Source organism: Haloarcula vallismortis ATCC 29715, assembly GCF_000337775.1.
Lineage (GTDB): Archaea > Halobacteriota > Halobacteria > Halobacteriales > Haloarculaceae > Haloarcula > Haloarcula vallismortis.
The window spans coordinates 1-21,621 of sequence record NZ_AOLQ01000061.1 but is presented as its reverse complement, the minus strand read 5'-3'; the positions used below and the strand labels follow the sequence as shown (position 1 = coordinate 21,621).

19 protein-coding genes are annotated in these 21,621 nt (G+C 59.7%); 17 read left to right on the top strand and 2 right to left on the bottom strand.

The annotated features are described in order from the left end of the window. Entirely contained in the window at window positions 1-207 is a 207-nt protein-coding gene (locus C437_RS14745; protein WP_004517784.1) for a hypothetical protein, read from the bottom strand. A gap of 139 nt (window positions 208-346) precedes the next feature. On the opposite strand from C437_RS14745, the gene C437_RS14740 reads away from it, so the two are divergent. The 17 genes from C437_RS14740 to C437_RS14660 all read left to right on the top strand — a co-directional run bounded on the left by C437_RS14740 (window position 347) and on the right by C437_RS14660 (window position 21,117). Then, window positions 347-769: a hypothetical protein gene (locus C437_RS14740; protein WP_004517783.1), complete on the top strand. Its 423-nt coding sequence runs from the start codon at window positions 347-349 to the stop codon at window positions 767-769. Beyond that, window positions 759-2,450, top strand: coding sequence for a hypothetical protein (locus tag C437_RS14735; protein WP_241431694.1), 1,692 nt, complete (start codon window positions 759-761; stop codon window positions 2,448-2,450). Before C437_RS14740 ends, C437_RS14735 begins: the two co-directional genes overlap by 11 nt. 179 nt (window positions 2,451-2,629) lie before the next feature. Further along, window positions 2,630-3,349 (top strand): hypothetical protein, encoded by a 720-nt coding sequence (locus C437_RS14730; RefSeq protein ID WP_004517781.1) that lies wholly within the window; start codon window positions 2,630-2,632, stop codon window positions 3,347-3,349. Window positions 3,350-3,416: 67 nt separating this feature from the next. Beyond that, window positions 3,417-4,700, top strand: a complete 1,284-nt coding sequence (locus C437_RS14725) for a hypothetical protein (RefSeq protein WP_004517780.1) — start codon at window positions 3,417-3,419, stop codon at window positions 4,698-4,700. Between the two features lie 3 nt (window positions 4,701-4,703). Then, a complete protein-coding gene (locus C437_RS14720) occupies window positions 4,704-5,717 on the top strand; it encodes a hypothetical protein (RefSeq protein ID WP_004517779.1) in 1,014 nt (337 codons plus the stop codon). Then, entirely contained in the window at window positions 5,714-7,807 is a 2,094-nt protein-coding gene (locus tag C437_RS14715; RefSeq protein ID WP_004517778.1) for a VirB4 family type IV secretion system protein, read from the top strand. The genes C437_RS14720 and C437_RS14715 overlap by 4 nt, the downstream gene beginning before the upstream one ends. Next, complete coding sequence (locus C437_RS14710; RefSeq protein ID WP_004517777.1) at window positions 7,800-12,176, top strand: type IV secretory system conjugative DNA transfer family protein; 4,377 nt, start codon at window positions 7,800-7,802, stop codon at window positions 12,174-12,176. The genes C437_RS14715 and C437_RS14710 overlap by 8 nt, the downstream gene beginning before the upstream one ends. Before the next feature lie 39 nt (window positions 12,177-12,215). Beyond that, the gene (locus C437_RS14705) at window positions 12,216-14,228 is read left to right on the top strand and encodes a CCDC113/CCDC96 family coiled-coil domain-containing protein (RefSeq protein ID WP_004517776.1); all 2,013 of its coding nucleotides are present in this window, start codon (window positions 12,216-12,218) and stop codon (window positions 14,226-14,228) included. A gap of 162 nt (window positions 14,229-14,390) precedes the next feature. After that, window positions 14,391-15,323: a hypothetical protein gene (locus C437_RS14700; protein ID WP_004517775.1), complete on the top strand. Its 933-nt coding sequence runs from the start codon at window positions 14,391-14,393 to the stop codon at window positions 15,321-15,323. 545 nt (window positions 15,324-15,868) lie between these two features. Further along, window positions 15,869-16,159, top strand: coding sequence for a hypothetical protein (locus tag C437_RS14695; protein WP_004517774.1), 291 nt, complete (start codon window positions 15,869-15,871; stop codon window positions 16,157-16,159). Then, window positions 16,152-16,484 carry a DUF7558 family protein gene (locus C437_RS14690; RefSeq protein ID WP_049919834.1) on the top strand — a complete coding sequence of 111 codons (333 nt, stop codon included), beginning with the start codon at window positions 16,152-16,154 and terminating at the stop codon, window positions 16,482-16,484. The genes C437_RS14695 and C437_RS14690 overlap by 8 nt, the downstream gene beginning before the upstream one ends. 142 nt (window positions 16,485-16,626) lie before the next feature. Next, on the top strand, window positions 16,627-16,977 hold the full coding sequence (locus C437_RS14685) for a hypothetical protein (RefSeq protein ID WP_004517773.1): 351 nt from the start codon (window positions 16,627-16,629) through the stop codon (window positions 16,975-16,977). Window positions 16,978-16,983: 6 nt separating this feature from the next. After that, complete coding sequence (locus C437_RS14680; RefSeq protein WP_004517772.1) at window positions 16,984-17,313, top strand: hypothetical protein; 330 nt, start codon at window positions 16,984-16,986, stop codon at window positions 17,311-17,313. Between the two features lie 84 nt (window positions 17,314-17,397). Continuing rightward, a complete protein-coding gene (locus tag C437_RS14675; protein ID WP_004517771.1) occupies window positions 17,398-17,658 on the top strand; it encodes a HalOD1 output domain-containing protein in 261 nt (86 codons plus the stop codon). Window positions 17,659-18,238: 580 nt separating this feature from the next. Further along, window positions 18,239-19,099 carry a hypothetical protein gene (locus C437_RS14670; protein WP_004517770.1) on the top strand — a complete coding sequence of 287 codons (861 nt, stop codon included), beginning with the start codon at window positions 18,239-18,241 and terminating at the stop codon, window positions 19,097-19,099. Between the two features lie 571 nt (window positions 19,100-19,670). Next, on the top strand, window positions 19,671-20,519 hold the full coding sequence (locus C437_RS14665; protein WP_004517769.1) for a nucleotidyltransferase domain-containing protein: 849 nt from the start codon (window positions 19,671-19,673) through the stop codon (window positions 20,517-20,519). Next, window positions 20,500-21,117, top strand: a complete 618-nt coding sequence (locus C437_RS14660) for a Cap15 family cyclic dinucleotide receptor domain-containing protein (protein ID WP_004517768.1) — start codon at window positions 20,500-20,502, stop codon at window positions 21,115-21,117. The genes C437_RS14665 and C437_RS14660 overlap by 20 nt, the downstream gene beginning before the upstream one ends. 4 nt (window positions 21,118-21,121) lie before the next feature. On the opposite strand, the gene C437_RS20380 is transcribed toward C437_RS14660, so the two are convergent. Continuing rightward, the coding region (locus C437_RS20380) for a Cap15 family cyclic dinucleotide receptor domain-containing protein (RefSeq protein WP_004517767.1) at window positions 21,122-21,621 on the bottom strand (500 nt) is incomplete at its 5' end.

Genomic DNA, 21,621 nt, shown 5'->3' with positions numbered 1-21,621 from the left:
TCAGGAACAGTCGGTGTCGTCTTCTTTGTGATCGGAATAGAACTGGATGAGATACTGGAAGCGAGCAGTATCGCTTGTGAAGGAGTCGAGTTCCTCCTGCAACCACTCGTATTTCCCCTGCGGGATTCGCATATTAATTCGCGCGACATCGTCGTCGACATCCGAGCCAGAGCTGCCGGTGCTGGGTGCTGTGTCGGCGTCTGACATTAGTTCGACCCAGGCTATGCGGTCGCATATATCCCACCAGAATAGAAACTTCTCTAGAGAACTTGGAGAACTTTGAAGTCCTCCAAATTCATCCAAATTTTCTGACTTCTTTTGGTTGTTCTCCACCTTGCCACATACGATGTGTGCTCAGGTCCCCTCCGGTGAGACGCCGTCTCGTACTGAGGAATCGACATCCGCAATTCGGATCATCCACAGGTCCATCGGCCCGATTCTGCTGGCGCTCCTTCCACTGGTCCTGTTCGTGGGGACAGCGGCCGCGCAGTCGAACCCAGGCAGCGCGTTCTGTGATTCGAACATGGCCGATACCATCCAGAACATCTTCACCATCATCCAGTTCGGCGGCCCGCTCATCGGCGGCGTCCTCGCGCTCGGCGCGACCGTCGCGATCCCGTTCACCCGCCGATCGGACTGGAAGAAGGAGATGAAGTCGGTCCGGAATCAGGGCCTGCTCTGGGGCGTGATCGTTGCGCCGCTCGGGACCGAGATCGTCCAGTTCATCCTGAACAACATCGTGGTCGGTGGCACGAGTTGTGGATTCTAACCACGCACAAGGATTCGCACTCGTCATGACCGCCGTCCTCGTCGCATCGACAGCCGTCGTGCCAGTGGGCGCACACCCCCCGAACAGTACCGACCACGGCGTCCCGGAGGAGACCTTTCACAAACTGTGGTCGGGGGATCAGGACGGCGCGACCGACGGTGCGAATCTGAGTAACGGGTCGGCGGTCGAGCAGCTGGGCGAAGGGACCGATGTCCCATTTGACTCACCGCCAGAGGCCGTCGAGCAATGGAACCGGGGCGATCACCAGGAGTTCCCCGCGACCAACAGCTCGGTGTCGATCCACCCGCCCGATGCGGACCTTTCCAGCGGACGATTCATCAAGGAGGCCTACGCTGAGGTGTTCGCCGCCCAACCCTCCACGCGAGCACGGCTCTCGTCGTCTAGGCAGCCGCTCTACGTCGCTCCAAACGGGACGCTCCGCGGAACTGTCGACTACCGAGTGGCAGTACCGCGAGACGACACCTCTGGCGATCGTCGCGTTTACTGGAGTCTCGAGAGCCACCAAGTCGAGGAGACGAAACTGCTCGTCGACGGTGATGAGGAGACAACGGCTGGCGGCTCTCATACGCCGGCGCTGTCATACACGTTGGACGGCTACGCTGGCGAGGAGCATCGTCTCACGCTCCAGGCAAACATCTCGGTCCGGCTCCGGAAGGAGGTCGAAGTCTGTACCGTCCACAACGACGAGGGCGACTGCACCAACTGGGAGAGTTCCGTTTCATACCCCACCGAGAACGTCTCGGTGACCGATTCCATCGAGGTCACAAAGTACAATCTCGCGGTTTCCGGATTCATCGCCGAGTATCCGAACGGCGATCTCGGCCTCGTCGTCTACAAGAATCAACCGTGGCTCGGTTACCAGCTGCCCAACGGTGACGTCCGGGGCGTCTGGCGGTTCTACTCGGCCCGGGACAAAGACTGGGATACGCTGGTCTACAGCTCAGACGATGGAGAGCGAACCGCCCACTCACCGCTTCATCCGCTCCAGGTGAACGCCTACCCTATCGAGACAGGACCAACTCCGTCGCCCCGGAGGAATGTGACGATACTGGACGTGTACGGCACGTCGACGTCGCCGCCGACTCTCCCGTCGGACGTTCACTTGGACATCCTTACTGAACCGTACACGGCCAGCTACGGCATCGCAACACGCGCCACGACCGACGAGCAACCCGAAACCGTCCGCGCGTGGGGACTCGTTAGAGGAGTCGAGGCAAAACGGCCAGCAGATGAGTTCGCTCGGATCCAGATCTACGAGAGCGATCTCACTCTGGAAGTAGTGAATCAGACCGAAGACAGCGTCACCGTCCGGGTCACCCTCCAGAACGCGGATACTGGCGCCCCAATCAACACCGACGAACGGGACGGATACGTCGTCGTCGACGGACAGCGGTTGAACACGACCGGCAACGGAACCGTCACGACGACGCTTGAACGCCCTCCTGGCGGGGTGTCGGCGCGATATGAACCCGGCCACTGGTGGCTCAACCCACCGGGCTATACCGGCGATTCGGATACCGTCCTGCTGCAGGGGACGGTACTCCAAATCCTATCGATGCTTTTCCGAATTGGCGTCCCTGTCTCGCTGTTCCTCTTAGCGGTCTTCTTTGTCGACCGCATCACCGGCTGGCGGATTTGGCCCCCATGGAGGTCACTATGATGTCCAGAAACAATCCTACACCCCACGACCGAAAAGAGAAACGATCCATCAGCCGACGCCGTCTCATAACCTGGTCTGCTACTGCTCTCTTATCCGGCGTCGCCGGGTGTTCAGGGACAAACAACCCCAGCAATGGGACGGAATCGTCCACAGGTTCACCGTCACCGCCAGCAGATTCCGTGTTCAAGGGAGTCGAATTCTCGGGCCCCAACCTTGTCGTGAACCTAACTGAGGATCACGATGTCGACCGTCTCAATCTGATTGCCCAGGACGGAAGCACGTTTGAACAAACAGCAGTTGCGGAAGGAGCAACGACAGCAGAACTCCAGATCCTGTACAAATCCGGCGGCTCCTACGATACTGGTGAATACGAACTGGTCGCCGTCCGGGGCGAGTCTTCGGATACGATGTCAATTGACCTCCAACCGGAGATTAGCGTCGCTGATGTCCAACCAGAGGTCGATGAAGACGACCAGAATAGTACCGGGCGGCTGTTCGTCACGGTTGAAAATACCGGCCCTGGACCGACGTGGGTCTACAATATTGGGTTCCGAAACGCCCCGTATTCGAATGCCCCAGAGGTTATCGAAGGTGACGGAGTCGCTGATACGAGATTTGAACTTCCTCAGAACCCGCAACAGGAATTCCTTCAGCCCGACACAGAGCAGAGGTTCCTGAAGGGACGTGGAGTCCTGATCATCAGTGACGACGATTCGGTTTCGTGTGAGGGGGATTCTATCGAACTGACTGTTGTCGTCCAGACCCCACACGGTGATATTGAACAGCCGGTTCGCGCTGATCTATCCGGTGGTTACCACATCGATGATCAGGCCGCCGTTCAGCATCCCTGCAAGAACGTCGACATTGAGCTACTGAGTGGTGGTGGTGACGATGCGTAGGGTTCGTCGACGATTACTCTCCGCTGTTGCAGGAGTTGTCGGATTAGTGGGTTTGGGACCGGTTCCAGTGGCTGCACAAAGCGACGGGGGTGGCGATGGAGGTGCTCTTGGTGATATCATTATCGGGGCAATTCAGGAATTGCTCCGGATTCTGTTTAGCCCGATCCGGACGGTCATCGAGAATCACGGCGATGCGGTTCTCCGAACTGTCGTGGGAACCCCACACCCCGATTCTGTGTTCAGTGCTCCCTCGAACGGTGCCTGGCCTCGAATCTACGATTTCTATTGGGAGACGATGATCCCGCTCACTCTCACGCTGTATGGACTCTCTATTGGAATTGTGATTTTCCTCGAGTCGACGAGCCACCTGTTCAACGGCTATCATCGTTCGAAGCTGAAGAAACGGGCCTTCTCGGGTCTACTTGGCATCCTGTCGTGGTGGTGGATCGCAGCCCTCTCGCTGCGGTTTATCGATGCTTTGGCGGGGTTCCTTGTTCCCTCTGTCTCCGATATCACCCTCTTCCAGACCCTGTCGTTCTCGACGATGGGAGTCCTCGGCATAGTCGTCGCCCTGTCGACGAACTTCATCCTGTTCGTTCTCATCGGTCTGATCTATCTCGCTCGTCACCTCGCACTCTACCTGTTCGTCTTTCTGATGCCGCTGCTCATCGTCTTCTGGATTCCCGGAGTCGGTCCCTTCGCCTTGGCTTCGAAGTTTATGAAGAAGCTCGCGGGGTTCTACGTCCCGTTCCTGTTTATGACGGTTCCAGTTGCCCTTCTATTCCGGCTAGGTGATATCCTCGGGACCAGTATCGGCCCCTCCGCAGGTGAGTTCGGGGCGTGGCTGACAGCGCTCATCATCCCGCTGGTGGCCGTGGCGTCGCCGTTCATCCTCTTCTGGCAGGCAGGGGCCCTGTTCTTCATCGCTGATCGGGCGGCTCGGCATGTCTCGGCACAGAAGGCTCGTGGGCGGCTGTCGAGAGGTCGGGAACGGGTACAGTCGGCAACTCAGGGGGGGAAGAACTTCGTCCGGGGAGTACGCGACGAACCGGCCGTCAAGAGCGGCGGGCAGTACGTACTGGACTCCGGTGACTCCAGAGCGCACGCTACCGGCCAACGCCTCAACACGACCGGCTCCCGTCTTCGCGACGCGATTACGGACGGCGGCGAAGGCGGCGGCCGAGGCGGCTCTGGTGGTGGCGGTAGTGGGTCCACCGCCAATGCCGGCTCTGGTGAGGACGGCGGCAAGGACGAGAGCGGAGAGTTCGAACGAGACGACGCTTTCCGTGATCCGCAACGCCAGAGTCGGGATCGAGAGTCGAGAGACGACCCTCCGCGATACATTCACTAATCCATGAGCTCCGCAACTGACCCCGCGAAACGAATTCCGAAGTCGCTCGGTACCGACACCCAGTTCCTCGGGAAGTACTCGCTGACGGATCTCGCGGTCGCAGGGCTTCCCGGCGTCCTGGTGGTCCTAGTGACGCAGGTCGTCATCCCACCGTCACTCACCGTTCGCGGCATCCCGGTATCCGCGCTGACCATTCCGGTCGCAGCAATTGCGATCGCCTTCGGCGGCCTGTTCGTCTACCTCACGCCTGGGTATACCAACAGCCTCGACTGGCTCGGAACGTTCGTGGGGTTCCATCGCAGCGAGACGGAGATTGCCCACGAGGACGCGAAGGAGTACACCCACGTCGAACGAGTGTATCCGCGACACGACGCTATCGAGCGGACCGACCGGGCTCTTGTGGGCGCAGTACAGGTGTCACCGCCGACGATGGCGCTGGCGACCGACGAGGAATGGGAACAGAAGACGGAGGCCTTCCAAGACTTCGTCAATACGACCGTCGAGTTCCCGATTCAGATCTATTCCACAACGCAGTCGTTCCCTGCCGACGAGTACGTTGGGCGGTACAAGGACCGATTGAGCGACCCGGACGTCAAATCCAACGAGAGACTGCAGGCGCTCATCGAGCACTACGTCGACTGGTACGACCGGGAGCTCGCACAGCGCCAGATGACCATCCGTGACCACTACGTCCTCATCCCGGTCCGACCTGAGGAGGTCCGGTACGAGCGGGCCAGCCTGCTCGAAAAGCTCGCTGGAATCCCAGTGCTGGGTATCCTTATCCAGATCGTCACGGCGCCGCCGGAGGAGGAAGAGCGCGCCGCGATGCTCGAGGAATTGGACGAGCGTCGCCGGCGGGTCGAGCGAGGCCTCCGTGGCATCGAGGGGTGTGATACTCGCCCCGTCGATGCGGCCGAGCTCACCCGTCTTATCGCGGAGTATTGGACCGGCACGGAGATCGAGTACGGCAACCCTGAACAGGTGCTTCGCACCTCCCCCGTCATCACCAACCCATGATTCGTAACCTGCTCCCCTTCACCGGCTCGAACAGTTCGGAAGCCAACGACGACGATGAGACATCTGAAGATGAGACGCCTGACGAGCAGGACGCAGACGGTGACGAGTCGCAGCTTACTGTCACCTACGAGCGGGACGGTGAGGCAGTCGACGGTATTCCCGAAATCCACCAGACCGTCGTCTCACCATCCAGCATCGAACGGACGCCGAGTGCTCTCCGGACGGACAATCAGTGGGCGCAGAGCCTGTGGGTCGGAGAGTATCCGGATGCACCGATGGACGGCTTCCTTGAGAAGCTGTACGCCGCCGCCGAGACCCAACAAACGGACATCAGCATCCATATCGACCCCCGCGACACGCGGGAGACGCTGGATTCGCTGGAGAACAAGATCGAGGATCTTGAAGCCGATTACGAATACCTGACCGAGAAGCATCGTGCGAGCGCCCGCGGCGTCGAGAAAGACCTAGAGGACCACCAGGAGATGTACGACGTCCTCAGGAACACGACGATGCAGGCGTTCGACGTCTCGACGTACCTCACGGTCAGAGGCGACGAGCGCGATAACGTCGACACTGAGTCGGTGTCAACGACTGCCCGGCAGGCCCCCGCGAATCTGACGCCGGTGACGCCGCGGTGGTCCCAGCTGAAGACGTTCACCTCAGCCAGTCCAATCGCCCTCGATCAATTCAACGAGACGCTCGACAGCAAGACGCCGATGCTTGGCGGTGCTGTCGGCGCGATGTTCCCCTTCGTTTCCGGTGCGTTTGCTGAACCCGGCATCGAGTACGGGACGTACGCGCTGAATTCGAGCCCGCTCATCCTCGACCGGTTCAAGCGACAAACCGGCTACTGTATGATGGTTATCGGCCGCCTCGGTGCGGGCAAGTCCTTCGCAACGAAGCTCCGGCTGGTGCGGCGGGCGATGTTCGACGAGGATACGGTCATCATTATGCTCGACCCGATGCGAGGGTTCGCCGGCGTCAACGAGGCGCTCGATGGCGAGCGCGTCACGGTCGGTGGTCGGCGTGGATTGAACCCACTGGAGATCAAGCCGACACCCGACCACGTCCTACAGGAGGTCGACGACATCGACCCGTGGGGCGAGCAGATCAACTGGGTGATGACCTTCTTCGCGACGTTCTTCGAGCACGTCGCGGACCACCCGCTCGGTGAGCGTAACCAGACGCTCCGGCGGGCCGTCCAGGAAGCCTACGAGAAGCGCGGCATCACCAGGGATCCAGAGACACACACCCGGGATTCACCGACAATCCACGACGTCATTGAAGTCCTCGAGGAGATGGTCGAGGATCCAGAGGAGTACGGCTACGTCACTGATGGCGAGCAGGAAGCCGTCCAGTCCGATGCGCAGTCGCTGCTCAAGGACCTCCGACCGTCGTTCCGCGAAGGCGGTGAACTCGAGAATCTGGCTCGACCCTCCGAATTCGACCTTGATTCGAAGGTCATCTACCTCGATCTCCATCAGGAAGAAGGCACCCGTGGGCGGGCGGAGACCAGCCTTATGATGCAGGTGCTGTTCAACAGCGTCTACGAGCGGGTCAAGCAGACCGACAAGCGCGTCGTCTTCTGTATCGACGAGGCGCACTACCTGATGAACGATGCCGTCTCGCTGGACTTCTTGGAGACGGCCGTCCGACACAGTCGCCACTTCGACCTGAGCCTCGAATTCATCACGCAAACGGGGGGTGAGTTCGCGCTGACGCCGGAGGCGAGAACCATCGCAAACCTCTGTTCGCTGACCGTCCTTCACCGCGTCAACGAGGAGAAAGAGAAGATCGCCAAGTGGTTTGACCTCAGCGAACGGCAGGTAAACTGGGTTACCTCCGCGAAAGCCGGTGAGGACGAAGACGGGTACTCAGAAGCGCTCGTGGGAATCGACCAGGAGGGATGGTTCCCGCTCCGGATTCGGGCAAGTGATTACGAGGCCCATGTCATCGACGGCGGTGCGGCGGACGTGGCCGAACTCGAGACCGGATCCAGCGCCAGTGTGGCGAGCCCCGACAGCCGGCAGGCCGGCGCTCGTGCCGACGGTGGGGGCCCAACCAGCACTGCTCAACAGGAGGATGACTGAGAACCACCCATCAGACCCCACGGGGTCAGATCGCGGCGTCGAGTATATCCGGATCACTCCCTCTCGGAGTGACCTCGCGCCGGAGACCGTCGTCCGCCAACTGGCTGGCCTCCACGGGCTGGACGCCGGCAACGACGGGCTTCTCGACAGTATCGGTCCCTTCGGCAATCCACCACCAGTATTCGAATTCCTCGCGGTGAGCGAAGGGAAAGACGAGCCGGTCGAGTTCTATTACGGCGCGGATAGACGGATCGATGCTCTCGAAGAGCGCCTTCGGACGCTGTATCCGCCGACCGTGACGTTTGAGCGGGTGACACTCGACCTAGAGACGAAGCTGCTTCCCTCACCAGCAAAGCAAGCTCACGACAGTAGTGTCGGGGGCGACAACCGGCACGAGACGACTACCAGAACGGCTGAGAAGACCGGCGATACCTCCCAGCCAGATTCGGAACCCGCGACGCCGCTGGACACGACGAGCCAGGAGCCAGTTGGTGACGGCGGAAGCGTGGTCTCAGATAGCACCACGTCGCAGGACGACGCCGAAGTACTGTTCGGAACCGGATCGAGTGACGAACCTACGACGAGTGATTCGTCCGACTCTGGGCCCGACGTCGACCACCAGCCGGAGCATTCACAGCTGAGTATCGACGACACGACGCCGCTCGGAATCACCTGGCACGGGCGGGCTACCCGTCGCGAGGACTGGATGACGACGCTACCCCAGTTCACGAACACGGAAGATGAGGACGACGACCACGCACGAGCGCCGCTCGCATCACTCATCGATCAGCTAACCCGGGCCGAACACCCAATCGCGTTTCAGGTACTCTTCCAACGGAAGCCTGACTGGACTCACGAAGCTCGGGAGCGCCAGCGGAAACTTCGCGAGGGCGAGGATCGGATTGTCGACTGGTTCTTCGGGGAACTCCTCGGAAACACGGAGAATGAACCACAGAGCCCCTCGAACACCGGTCGACAGCGCCGATACCTCGACATCGGTGGTCGGGAGCGAGTCGATTCCATCGACGAGAAAGAACCACAGCATACGTTTACGGTGAATATGCGAGCGCTTTCGCTGGTAACCACGGACCAGCAGCGGGAGCGCGTCGACCACCGCCTCGACGATATCGGGTCGGTGTTCGACCACCTGAACGGGTCACACTATCGCCTTCGCCCCAAGCGGGCGCGTCGTGGACTCCGGAAAGGACGGCGAGCTAGGAAGCACGCCGACCGGGTGTTCAACGCCGAGATCGCAGCAAAGAGCGACTGGCGAAAGACGCGTCCTGATCTCGTCCTCGGACCGGCGGAGTTAGCGAACTTCGTCGTCGTTCCGCCAGCGACTGACCTCACAACCGAAGGCGGTCGTGGTTCCGATGCCGAACCAGAGAGTCGAACGCCACTCCCGCTCCCGTCACAAGACCATATGGAGGCGTTCACGGACCGAGGTATGGCAATCGGCCGTGGTCTCGGCGAGGACGGCACGCCGACACGAGAGCCGATGCGGATTCCCCCACATCTGCTCCCGTTCCATGTCGGCCGGTTCGCCAAGAGCGGCGCCGGCAAGTCTGTCGCGCTTGAAAACGACGCCCTCTCGCTGTACGACCAGACGAACGGGCCGGTGTTCATCATCGACTCCAAGGGCGGGAATTTCCCCGAGAACTATATGCGGGCTCACGCGAAGCGCTTCGGTACCGACGACCTCGAGGAGAACGTCCTCCACTTCTCGGTCCCCGATATCCTGCCCGGCTTCGCGTTCTTCGACATCACGCCGGCCTTGGAGGACGGCGTCCGACGCGTCGACGCGGTTCAGGACAAGGCCGACCACTACGAGGAGCTCATTAAGCTCGTGATGGGGCCGGAGCGGTACGAGGATGCCATCGCCTCGCCGACGCTCATCAAGTACCTCATCAAGGCGATGTACGACGAGGAGTACGGTCTCGAAAACGGGCACTTCCGACAGGATACGAACTACTTCACCCACGATCAACTCGAACACGCGGTCACCCAGTTCCACGCCGCCGGCCCGCCGGAGCCGACACCCGAGGATGCACCGCGAGCCAGCGACCCGCAGGTCGCGGAGAAACTGGAGCGACACCTGCGCTCGAATCCGGCGACGTTCTCGAACGTCGTGAGCGGCATCAGCAACCGGATGGACTACATCACGCAAGACGCCCATCTCCGGCGAATCTTCAACAACACCCAGTCGCAGTTCGACTTCCGCGAACTCCTCGACGAGGATAAGGTGGTGATCTTCGACTTGGGCGACCTTCGCGACGAGGCCGCCCGTGTGATGACTGGCGTCATTCTCACGCAGCTGTACGACGCCGTCAAGCGTCGCGACGGCGACGAGTTGGCCCGGAAGCCGGATGACTACGTGGCGAATCTGCTCATCGACGAGGCGTCGTCTGTCGTCGTCTCTGATACGCTGACAACGCTGCTGGAAAAGGGACGAGAGTTCCGGCTCTCGATCGAACTCGTGACGCAGTTCCCCGAGCAGATGAAGGAAGCGGGGAACCGCGAGGTCTACCTAAACGTCCTGAACAACATCGGCAGCCCCCTCGTCGGGAAGATCGCCGTCGACGCCGACATCGCCGAAGCACTCTCACACGAGGCGATGGACCCGGTCGAGTTCAAGAACCGTATCAGTTCACTCCCGCGGGGCGAGTGGATCGCGCAACTCCCGAGCCCACAATTCGGCGAAACGGGTCCGGACCCGTTCAGCATCGAACCGCTCCCGATTCCGCCCGGTCATCCCGACAGCGACCGGCCGCTGACCCCCGGAGAAGAGGAACGGTTCCAAGACGCGCTGGAGACGGTCCACAAGCATACTCGTGAGGAGTATGGTGTCGCCGGCGGGACGACTGTCGAGAGTCGTGACGCGGCGACTGACGTCGCCTTAGAGAACGCTGACGAACTGCCGCTCGAAGTGGCGATGGCCCGGGCGATCCGTACCGTCCAGCTGTCCAACGAGGTTCGCAAGACGAACGGGTGGGTGTCAGTTGAGGCTGTCGATGAGGAACTCCTCTCCCGCATCGACGAGAGTACCATCGAGGCGCAGGGCTACGAAGCACTCCCGGATGTGCGGGAGGCATCCTCGCTGATCGAGGTGGGCCTTCCAGAGGGGGCGTCGGCAGTCCAGTGTCGGCTCACAGACGAGGGCGAACAGGCGGCGCAGGCAGATACCTCAACGTCACCGACTGGGGGCGGAGAAGCGCACGACTCGGCCCTCGCAACGGTTGAACGAGCCCTCGTGACAGCCGGGTTCTCCGTGGAAGTGCTGGACCAGAATGGAGACGCTCGCCCTGACGCCGTCGCGACGCATTCAGACCTCGACACCGAGATCCAGATTGAGATCGAGACCACGACCCACGTCCGGCCCGCGAAAGTCCTCGCGAACCTCCGGAAGGCCCAAGAACACGACCGGGTCCCGCTGTTCGTCGTCGCAGACCACGACGGCCAGCCTGCAACCGATATCGCGAATCGGCTCGCGAAGATCCTTCAGGAGCCGCGGAACTCCCTCTCGTCGGGGGAGACACGGCTGTATACAACGAACTACAACGTCACATTCAACGGTGGAGCCAGAGCAGCGGACGGCGTGACTGCCGTCCGTCCCGCGAGCGACGGCAGTCGCCATACACGTTGGTTCGAGCGTGACGGTGCTCTCGTCCTCGAGGACGGCTCGGGCGACCAGCACGCTCGGGTTGACTCCTTCGAGAGCGTGTCGAAAGATCAGTTCCCGGCGACGTACAGTTACGATGCTGAGAGCGAGACGTATACCGTCTTCAGGCCTGGTGAGCTTCCCGAGACCTACGACTCACGGGAGGTATTTGAGGCGGACTGGGTGCCTGTCAAGCGGCCGTTCGTGCCCCGTACTGACCTCCCTGTCCCAGACTACACAGAGAGCTCGTACGCTATCGGTATCCTCACCGACGACAACGAGCCGGCCCTCCAGCTGTACGCGCCAGAATCGGAGACGGCCACGGAGCTCTCCACGCTCAAAGAGGCAATCGATGCTGAGAAGCTTCACCCGGCTGGCGTAGAACCGGCCCAGGGGACTGACGAGGAGTCAGTCGCTCAGGAGGACAATGAGGACGATCCGTACGGCATCGGTGCGTTCGGTCGCGAACACATCATCGAATCCGACGATGGGGTCGTCGCAGTCGCCGACGTCTACGACGCCTACGAGCAGTTCGCGGAAGCAGAGGGCTACGACGTGAAGCCGAAAAATCGGTTCACGCAAGCGTTCCGTGACTGGGTCGAGTTCGAGCGCGACAAGAAATGGCTGGACGGCCAGACGCGGCGCTGTTACGTCGGAATCGAGCTGTGCGACGCCGGCGACCAGGGGGAAGCAAGTGATGCCAGTGAGTAGTCGTTTCACTCCCACTCAGAAGGTGCAGGAGTCCATGAGATGACGCTCTCCGAATCAGCCATCCGCGAGCACTACCGGCACGCCAAACCGGTCTACGAGGCGCTGGCGACCGTCAGCGACTATCCGACCATCGGCCTGAACGACTTCGTCGGGTGGTACATCAAGCGCGACCACGACGACGTCGGGGCCATCAAGGCGGGGTATCCGCAACGCGGGCGGGTCGCCTGCCTCGATCGCGACTACGACGAGATTCACGACCGCCTGGAGCGGACGCTCTACGCCGTCACCACCTACAAGACACCGACTGCCTTCCAGCGGTGGGAGCCCTGTCAGTACGACGAGTCCGAGGGGAGGACGGTCTGGCAAGATGAGCCCCCGACTCCCGGCTATGTCGATCTCCGAGCGGTGCCCGCGTGGGGGGACATCGACCTTGCTGATGACATCAAGCCCCAGCGTGGCAATCTTGACGTGCAGACCCGAGAGCTCGTCGAGCGAGCACTCGACGCTTACATCGAGGAGTATGCGACGCTCTATGGGTCCCGTGACGCGGTGTATGCGCTAGATTCCGTCGGAGGCGCGTACGTTTTCGGAGCACCGGAGGCTACGCTCCCGATTGCGGATCACTTCAGCGACGATCCGGACGCGCTGGAGCGGGTGTTCGACGAGTTCCTCGACCGCTCGAACGCGTGGCTCCAAGAGGCAGAGACACGAGTGAACGAGCGCGTCGACGGCGCCGGCGACGTCATCCAGCCCGATTGGGTGAACAACAAGAACCGTCAGTACAAGCCGCCGCTCTCGATCCACGCCGACCACGATGCCGTCGTCACCCCGATCGCGACCGACGACGTCCGCTACAAACTCCGTCCCTTCGAGACCGTCGACGACGCACTCATCGAGCAGGCGGTCAGCTGGGCCGATGACCTCACCCGGGTCGAGCACACGGACTGTGTCGACTCGCTGGTCGCGACGCTCTGGCCGGATTTCTACGAGGAGCACGACGGGTGGCAGGACACGTTGGAGGCGTGGGCCGATGCGGAGCGTACACGGGAACAGGAGCGGCAGCAGCGCCGCGAGGAAGCTCTCCAGCGACGCCAGGAGCGACTAGAGGAACTCAACGGTGCCCTCGAAGGACGGCCCATTACCCCGTTCAAAGAGGATGTCTACGAGGCCGTCGAAAAGGTTGACATCACCGAGATCGCTCGCCACTACGCGAGTGATGCCTACGATACGGATCCGAACCAGCCGCGTCCACAGTTCGACCCATGCTGGCGGCATAGCGAGAGCGGCCAATCCTGTTTCGTCGACGAGCAGGCCAATACCTTTGGTGACTCGAAAGTCAACGCCGGCGGAGGGCCGGCGAAACTGATGGCCCTCGCGACGGGGATCGTTGCCGACGCCGATGCGGACCTCGATGGAGAAGACTACTGGGCAGCCGTCGACGAACTGCGGAGCGCCGGCTACGACATCCCGGTGTGGATCCCGGACGCTGGATCAGACCGTGTCGACGGCGGGTCCTACGACCAGATGCCCTTCTGGGCCGTTCGGAAAGCAGCTGTCGCGCTCGAGGTTTGTCCCGAGGACGCGTTCGTCGATCGTAAGGGAGAGGATGGAACCTACGAGGGATTTCCCGGCTACGAAACATACAACGAGACGCTGGAAGCCATCGAAGCGGCGGGGCTGAAACACGGTCGAGAGCGAGTTACCCCTGATGAGAATGCGGCTGACAAGGAATCAGAGTCACCCGCTACTGCCTCTGCGAGCGACGAGTCAGCTGGCGACTTGGGTCGAGCTCACCTTCGCGAAAAGAATCGCTTGTTGACAGCGAAGGTTGAGCGTCTCGAGTCTGAACTGGAGAAGAAATCGGAGCGAATCGAGGATCTAGAAGCAGAAGTCGACCGGGTCCGTACGGAACTCGCCACCGTCCGCTCCGAACGCGACCGTCTGGAGACTGCTCTCGAAGAACGCTTGGAGCAAGAATCGAACCAAGAAGATAGGGATGAAGACCAGTCTCCTTTTGACAAAGCGAGGCGAGTCCTTTCGTTCGATGAGTAGACACCTTACTGCCTCTGGTGAGGTCCTCGGATTCTGACAATCTGTTGAAGTCGTGCTGCTGAATACGTGCACAAATCCCGTACGGAGGCTGCTCAAAGCTTATTCATTAGAACCTCTCGATACAGACCAGATATTTAACAGTAATATCCTAATTAGAGATACATGGTACAACAGGCTATATCCGAGATGGAGGCTACATGTGCGTTCTTGGGCTGTAGTGGTGGGGGAGACAGAATGGCTGAGTTCTTCGAACTAGGGTGGGTGGTAGGACACTACAAGAACAAAGCCAGCTTCGATGGAGACGACTACCCGGAGGAAAGGGGGGCGAATCAACTGAATAAGATGAGGAAGATCGCCGAATCCTCCGATGCATACCTCTGCTCACTGCGCGTGGGTGCAGATTTTGACGTTCCATCTGAAAGGGATGTTAGTACAGACCAGCGGAAAATCGGGATAATCGAGCCAAAAACAACCCCGATGTATGTGTTCAAAGAACCCGATGGTAATTATCGGAAGTTCCCATTGGGGAACGAGACGAAAGCTCGGAAAGAATTCGACGAATCCGGCGCTGATTACCTTTATAAGATGGTTCCACTCTCGGAGACAAAAACTATCGAGGGAGATCGGTACAGATTAAACGAATACGAGACCCCCAACACGTTCTCACCATGGGGGAGCTTCTCTGGTCAAGTGCGGGCGCTGTACAAAGGCAAGGATCAACCGAAGATGGATCCAACCTCCTACACCAGCGATCAGACGGAACTTGTCTGCGCGGAGTACCTTCGCCTTGAGCATCCGCGATTCTTCCCTCTGATGGAAACAGGCGGGGCTACAGGGACGAACATGACGGTTGACATCCTTGGCGTCGCTGACAGAACCGTCATAATCGGCGAGGTGAAGAATAGGGAAGGTGTCGACGGTGAGGTCATCGAAGACCTCCGTCAGTACGGTGACGGAGAGAAGAAGGCATACTACTTCTGCCGCGGTGGCGGCACAGCAGAGGAGGTTACGGTCGTCGATCTTAATTCGGTTCTCGAAAGACTGTCAGAATCATATTACGATGATATGCTTGAACGAATGACTACTCACACCTGACTTTCTCAACTAATTCGTAATCAGTGACCCAGGTACCGGACCCACTTTCTGTTCACAGCACGCTATTTCTATCACCTTTGGAGCGTTTCAACCGAATTCTTCGTCTAATCGACCATCTGAACGGGTTAACACCAGTGCTGTCCTGTTCTAGACACCGAGTAAGACCGAGATCGTGGTAAGTCCACAAATTGCAGGGCGCCAGCCCTAGACACCAGAATCACGAATGAGGGAGTTCCTGGACAGCCACCGAAATCTGGTGTCAGGTATCGCTGTCTTGCGATTTTAGGGGCGAGTTCGACCACTAGACAGCAGGAAAATCAACCGATAAATGGTGGGGGTGGCGGCCCAAAAGTTCGTTCGCGGCCAACAGGGCCGAGGTGCCAGGCCGCAGGCCACGTAAGCGGGGGTGCCACCCGGACGATGGCGTGGGGCGTGGAGGACAGAGGATCACCTCGCCGTCGGTACTGAGACTGGGAAGTCAGTGGCACCTGTTTATCGTGCCCCAGAATGGGTGCGGGGCGATTCCTGTACTGCCCCTGGTGCGTATGTCTGATCCAGATAGATACGAAGTTACGACAGACGATCACGAACGGTTCGAGGTGGAAATGCTCGCGCAGGATCGGGATGCCCGGTCACCATCGACGGCGGATCTCGACGACGAGACAGCCCGCCAGCTGGTTCGAGAGCTCCTCGATACCGGGACGGTCACACCGGTCGTCGACCAGCGGATCCTCGTTCACGAGCCCAGCGGCACGGCGTTCGAATCGATGCAGCAGATCGCCGTCTTCCACGAAGGGTGGACGGCCGCCCACGACGCCGGCGAGGCGGATGAGTGAGCAACAGACGCTGGCCGGGTGTGCCTTTTGCGACGCCGCACCCGGCACGGAGACTGGAACCGCCTACACGTGGGGGAAAGAGGAGCGGGTCAGCCACCCAATCTGCGTCGACTGTGCGATTCAGGTGACGCCGGATCCCGAGGCGCGTGACCACTACGCCTGTGACAGCTGTGGCCTCGTCGTCGACGCGCTCGCTGCGCTCACGCGCTTTCGGGTGGAACTGGGCCATCTCGAAGGCCCACTTCAGGTCTGTTCGCGGTGTAGTCCTGGTGGGCCGGCGACGTACTGGACGCGTGACCTCAGACCCCATCTCATCTCGGACTAATGTGCCGAGTGGTCGACGTCACGAGTGGAAGGAGGCCACGGAGGCAGTGTCGTGGACCTACCCGCTGCCCTCAGCAGCGCTATTTGTGTGCCTGTCCCATCGCTCCGCTATCTTCAACAGACGGGCACTCCTCGGGATATCTATGGACTGCCCCGCCTGCGGCGCTCCCCTCACGCTCGAGGTCGGCCCGGAGCAGCCGCTTTCGACGTCGCTTCGGGACGCGGTCCTCTCGGCCGAGGCCGACGAGCGCCTCGAGATTACGCGGGCCTGTTGGGACTGTGGGTGGCAGGAAGTGCGTCAGGTACGGGTCGAGTCGATCGACACGACCGCCGGCAACGAGACCGCTGTTGAGCGTGCCGGACTCATCGACGAGATCAACAATGAACTCGCGGGGATCGAGAGTGTGGACACGCTTGAGGAGGCTCTCGCTACGATCCGTCAGCACCGAGACACAGACCCGTCGACGATTGATACGGACGACACCACGGAGTGACTCGAAATGCCTGATGCTGAGCCTTGCTATAACGTACGAGAGCAAACCGGGGATCCCGAGCATGCATCGGTCGACGACGTGGTCGACCTCGTGGTCGAACGGGCGCAGAACCCGCGAACCGACCACGACGACGCACATTTCGATACAGCGGTCGCTGCTATCGTCGATAGATACGGAGCGGAGTCAGTCCGGACAGTCATCCACCGCATCCTCGTCGACGACGAGCCGTTTCGGACCGCCACGAACGGGCTTGAGATGCGCAACGTCGACGGCGTTCGGATCGGGACGGCAGCCAGCTGGTACCTCGAGGAGCTGAACGCACAGGACGACAGGTGAGGGCCCGTTTGAAGGCCTACGGTGACCGCCCGTCGAGCCTTCATTTGTAACACCTGCTCGCCCTACGTCCCCGTCAAGGTCATAATGGCACCCTCCACCCCCAGCGACTCAGAGACATCCCCCGATCTACTCGTTGAAATCGTCGAGACGTTAGAAGTCCACGGGGTCCCCAGCGATTCGTACCAGCTCCACGACGCCATCGACGTCGAGGCACTGGACCGACTTCTCGCATCCTCCGCCGGCGATGTGGAGGTCCGATTTACCGTCGAAGAGGTCCAACTCGTCGTCACCCAAGACAGCGTCGACGTCCCTCTCGACGAGCCGGCCGGCTCACCGAACCAATAATCGGATTGTATTCGTCGACTGAGACGACCCCTGAAAGCCCTCGGCCGCTCGGCATCCCGCGACCACCGCTGCGCTCCTCGTCCCTGCGGTGCTTGCGGGGTCGGGGGACGACCGAGACGACCTCATCCTTTCTGAGTCCACCAGGACGAGCGTAGCTGCGCCGAGCGGTAGAGCCGGTTGGACAGGTGTGTACGTACCGGCCCGCCCCGCTCGCCGCTGCCGCCCTCCGCGTCGCTCGCGACCGACCATTCCGGGCTGCCTGCCTGCAGTAGCGGGCGGGCTGCCGGGCTAAAGTGAATGTGCCCTCGACGCCAGCGGGAAAGCGCGAGGGGTTGCGCGGCGTGGCTGCTCACCCCCCACGCTTTCTCCGCTGGCCGCTCGCTCCGGGCAGGTCGGCGCGCGGTGCTGGTTGGGGTCGCCGCACTCGGGCGCGCTCTCGCTCGCGCCCGGTAGGGCGCTCGCGAAGGCGCGAGCGAGAGCGCGCAGTCGGTGCTATCGGTCGTCGACATCGTCGGAAAACCGCGATGCTTGGGACATCGCGGTGGCGGCGCGCGAGCGCCTTCGGAGTTAGTGAACTCCAATGTCTAGTAACAACTCGAGTCGCAAGGTCGTTACGGTGGATGAACAGGCATTCGAACGAACCGAAGACGCCGGCGTCGACGAGGACGGCTTCGAGGTCGTCGACGATCAGCCGGAATTCCGGGCGACGGTCCAGCAGGAAAAGCAGGCGAAGGTGGATTCCAACCACCCCGACGGGATCGTCCAAGACTTCTCGCACCTGCCCCTCGCCCAAGAGGAGAAGATTCGCGCCCGAGAGGCCGAACTGGACCACATCAGCGCCCAGGCGGAACTCGGCACCCAAGACGGGCGAGCGCAGCGGACTCGCGAGGTCGTCACTGAACGACGGCAGCGCAAGCGGGCGGAACGCACCCCGGACCGGACGGATCCGCGCGAGCGCCTCTCGCGGATGGAGCTGGCGAAGGTGAATCAGGAAGCAGACCGGATGGCACAGCGGCTTCGCACCGGGCACAGTCGGGCGGCCGTCTCGCGGGCACTCGCGAAGCGGGTGGCCAAGGGGCAGGACATCACGGAGGCAGTGTTCGACACGATGGACGCACTCAAGGCGGCCCCCGGCGCCATCTGCCCGATCGAGGACGTCCCGGACGTACAGACGGACGAGGTGAGCATCGAAGGAGAAGTCGTCCAGCTCTGGGATGCTTCCAGCCCGAAGATCGCTCAAGTGGGCCTGATCGCGGACGATACCGGGAAAATCAAGTTCACCTCGTGGCGCAAGTCAGAGCCGGCCTTTGTCAGAGAAGGTGACACCGTGCGGATGCGGGCCGTCAAGAAGAACTGGTACGAGGGACGGTGCTCACTCGCCGTTACCTACGACAGTATGATCGTCTTCCCAGAGCGCGACCGCCGCTGGTGGGAAGAGTAGGAGGCTGAGGGCCCTCTTTTTTTGATGTGTGCCGGACCAGCCCAAGCCCCGCCGCCCCGCCCACCGCTCCGTGCTCGCTCCCTGCGGTCGCTGCGCGCGCAGCCACAACCTCGACAGGGCCGTAATCGGCACGTCCACCTTAGTACGCAACTTGACATATTCATCGATTCCGAGTGTGTTGTAGACTGCAAGCGAGTGAACCTCTCAATCAACGACTTGCTGCCCACGCCCTGTACTTGGAAGCCTTATTTGTAGGAAAATCAGCCCTATAGAAGCCAATAGTCGTGTTATCACTTTCACTCTGTTTCGCGAGTGTTTAACTATCAAGCAACCGTACCTATCAATGTCTCCCATCAGAACACATCTGGAGATAGAATACAGATGATTCCGGACGACATTATACAACGCGTGGATGGTGTCATCCACAGTCGAGTCGTGACTACACCGCACCTATCGAACTTAATGAGGAATCGCTAAAATGCCGATTCCTGAAAGCAAATTTAATGACTGGCATGGTACCGGAGCTGACAAGGGATCAGCTGATGCACGGGATAAAACTCGCCGTGCTCTAATGAGCGAACGCTCCCCTCTGGAACAAGCGGACGAAGACTACGAAGTCTATTTACAGGGCTCATATGCAAACACAACGCACACACGAGGTTCGAGCGACGTAGACGTCGTCGCGAAAATCACGTCTGCATGGCGCTCTGATCTCGAGGAACTCAGTGAAGAGGAGGAGGAACGATACGATGAGGACCATGATGATGCCGATTATGATCATCGTGATTTCTACGATGATGTGCTGAAGGCACTCAGGATCAAGTTTGGTCGTTCGGCTGTCACTCCCGGTAATAAGGCAATCAAGATCGACAAAGACGAAACATCACTACTTGACGTCGACGTTGATGTGGTCGCGTGCGGTGAGTACCGTGTCTACCGGACATATCCCGAAGGCGGTGACGACGACGCAGAAATCGACAAGGGAATGCACTTTATGCCGCAAAACGGCGGCAATCGTATAATCAACTTTCCCAAGATCCATCGTGAGAACGGACGGGATATGCACTCAAACTACAAAGAGACGGTCCGTATATTCAAGAACGCACGGTATTACTACAACAACCACTTCGATACGCTTTGGACGATTGATGCTCACTCGTACGGAATCGAGTGTCTCATATACAACGTACCAGAGAACATCCTAAAGCGAACCAGTCGATCAGACCGATTCGACGAAATTCTCACCCATTTAGAAGACGCGGACTTCTCAAGCTTCGATCAGGTTTCCGAGATGGAGCCTTTATTCGGAGATAGCAACACTCAATGGAATACTGATGAGGCAGAAGAACTCATAAACCGCCTCCGAGAAATGTGGGAAGACTGGTACGACAAGAGGAAAAATGCACAACTTTTCCACTGACCAAGCGAATCGGCATCAGCGGTATATTCTAATTGGTATCCTTACTGCTGTAATCTATCTGGGCGGAATCAGTGTTTTTGGTCCTATAGTCGGGTTCTCGTTGGGTGTTGTCTCGTCATTACTATACATCGGATTCACAAGGTACCTGTGGGAATGGGAGTGGTTACACGATAAGGGACTGGTCGCTGTTCCAAACTTGAATGGTTCATGGGAGGGGTATCTGTACACGTCCGCCGACGCGGATCTCATTCCCGACGAACAAATTGTTGACGAGGGACGTCAGATTGAGGGGCTGACAAAACAAGAAACCAGTATTGAGATTAATCAGACGTGGGATAAGATACGTGTATCTTTAGATGGACCAGAGTCGCCCTCACATAGCCGAGCAGCGACGATTCTAGTTAAAGAAAAGGCATGGCCGACACTCTCGTATAACTACTGGAATGATGGGAGTACCACCAACGAGGAGCTAGATCCACATTATGGGACTGCTATCTTGGAATACGATGAGGGCCAAGACAAACTTGAAGGCAAGTACTACAACCGACCGGATCAGCGAGGAACCCATGGAATACTGGAAGTATATAGAGTGAACTGAGCAGTCACTCCGATTTCACGAAGTACATTTCTCCATAGTTCTCACGGCCAGGGCCTGTATAATAGAACCCCTCAAGTACTGTTTCGTCAGAGTCTGTTTTTAAAGCTAAGTCAGCGGTTCCGTAGTGTCTTGTCATCGAAGAGGCTGAATCTGGGTCTGGGTCGTTCTCATACTGGTAGTTAAGGCTCGGCCAACGCCCATCTTCAGTCAGCACGGTTGCGCCAGTACTGTCTGACTCGGAATTATCGGTCTCCAGGTGGATGCTGATTTTTCGCCATGTCTGGGTGATTTGCAGTGTCGCAGCGACCCGCTGCATTTCCGCATTCGGGTCGTTCGACGCGTGGAGCGCATCATCCGGAATGACTCCTTCATACGAGGTTTTGACGTATCCCGTCCACTCGCCGTTGAAATCAGGAACTTTTGACGCTCCTGTTGCGCGGGCGATTCCGGTCTTCCAGATGAACCGACTGAATGTCGCTGTAAGGAGGGTGAATCCCACACCCA

What these genes read in the sequence shown, in the direction of transcription:
- C437_RS14745 (WP_004517784.1), bottom strand. Translation starts at nt 207, where the DNA reads ATGTCAGACGCCGACACAGCACCCAGCACCGGCAGCTCTGGCTCGGAT.
- C437_RS14695 (WP_004517774.1), top strand. Translation starts at nt 15,869, where the DNA reads ATGTCTGATCCAGATAGATACGAAGTTACGACAGACGATCACGAACGG.
- C437_RS14705 (WP_004517776.1), top strand. Translation starts at nt 12,216, where the DNA reads ATGACGCTCTCCGAATCAGCCATCCGCGAGCACTACCGGCACGCCAAA.
- C437_RS14700 (WP_004517775.1), top strand. Translation starts at nt 14,391, where the DNA reads ATGGTACAACAGGCTATATCCGAGATGGAGGCTACATGTGCGTTCTTG.
- C437_RS14675 (WP_004517771.1), top strand. Translation starts at nt 17,398, where the DNA reads ATGGCACCCTCCACCCCCAGCGACTCAGAGACATCCCCCGATCTACTC.
- C437_RS14685 (WP_004517773.1), top strand. Translation starts at nt 16,627, where the DNA reads ATGGACTGCCCCGCCTGCGGCGCTCCCCTCACGCTCGAGGTCGGCCCG.
- C437_RS14715 (WP_004517778.1), top strand. Translation starts at nt 5,714, where the DNA reads ATGATTCGTAACCTGCTCCCCTTCACCGGCTCGAACAGTTCGGAAGCC.
- C437_RS14670 (WP_004517770.1), top strand. Translation starts at nt 18,239, where the DNA reads ATGTCTAGTAACAACTCGAGTCGCAAGGTCGTTACGGTGGATGAACAG.
- C437_RS14660 (WP_004517768.1), top strand. Translation starts at nt 20,500, where the DNA reads ATGCACAACTTTTCCACTGACCAAGCGAATCGGCATCAGCGGTATATT.
- C437_RS14720 (WP_004517779.1), top strand. Translation starts at nt 4,704, where the DNA reads ATGAGCTCCGCAACTGACCCCGCGAAACGAATTCCGAAGTCGCTCGGT.
- C437_RS14665 (WP_004517769.1), top strand. Translation starts at nt 19,671, where the DNA reads ATGAGCGAACGCTCCCCTCTGGAACAAGCGGACGAAGACTACGAAGTC.
- C437_RS14690 (WP_049919834.1), top strand. Translation starts at nt 16,152, where the DNA reads ATGAGTGAGCAACAGACGCTGGCCGGGTGTGCCTTTTGCGACGCCGCA.
- C437_RS14710 (WP_004517777.1), top strand. Translation starts at nt 7,800, where the DNA reads ATGACTGAGAACCACCCATCAGACCCCACGGGGTCAGATCGCGGCGTC.
- C437_RS14740 (WP_004517783.1), top strand. Translation starts at nt 347, where the DNA reads ATGTGTGCTCAGGTCCCCTCCGGTGAGACGCCGTCTCGTACTGAGGAA.
- C437_RS14680 (WP_004517772.1), top strand. Translation starts at nt 16,984, where the DNA reads ATGCCTGATGCTGAGCCTTGCTATAACGTACGAGAGCAAACCGGGGAT.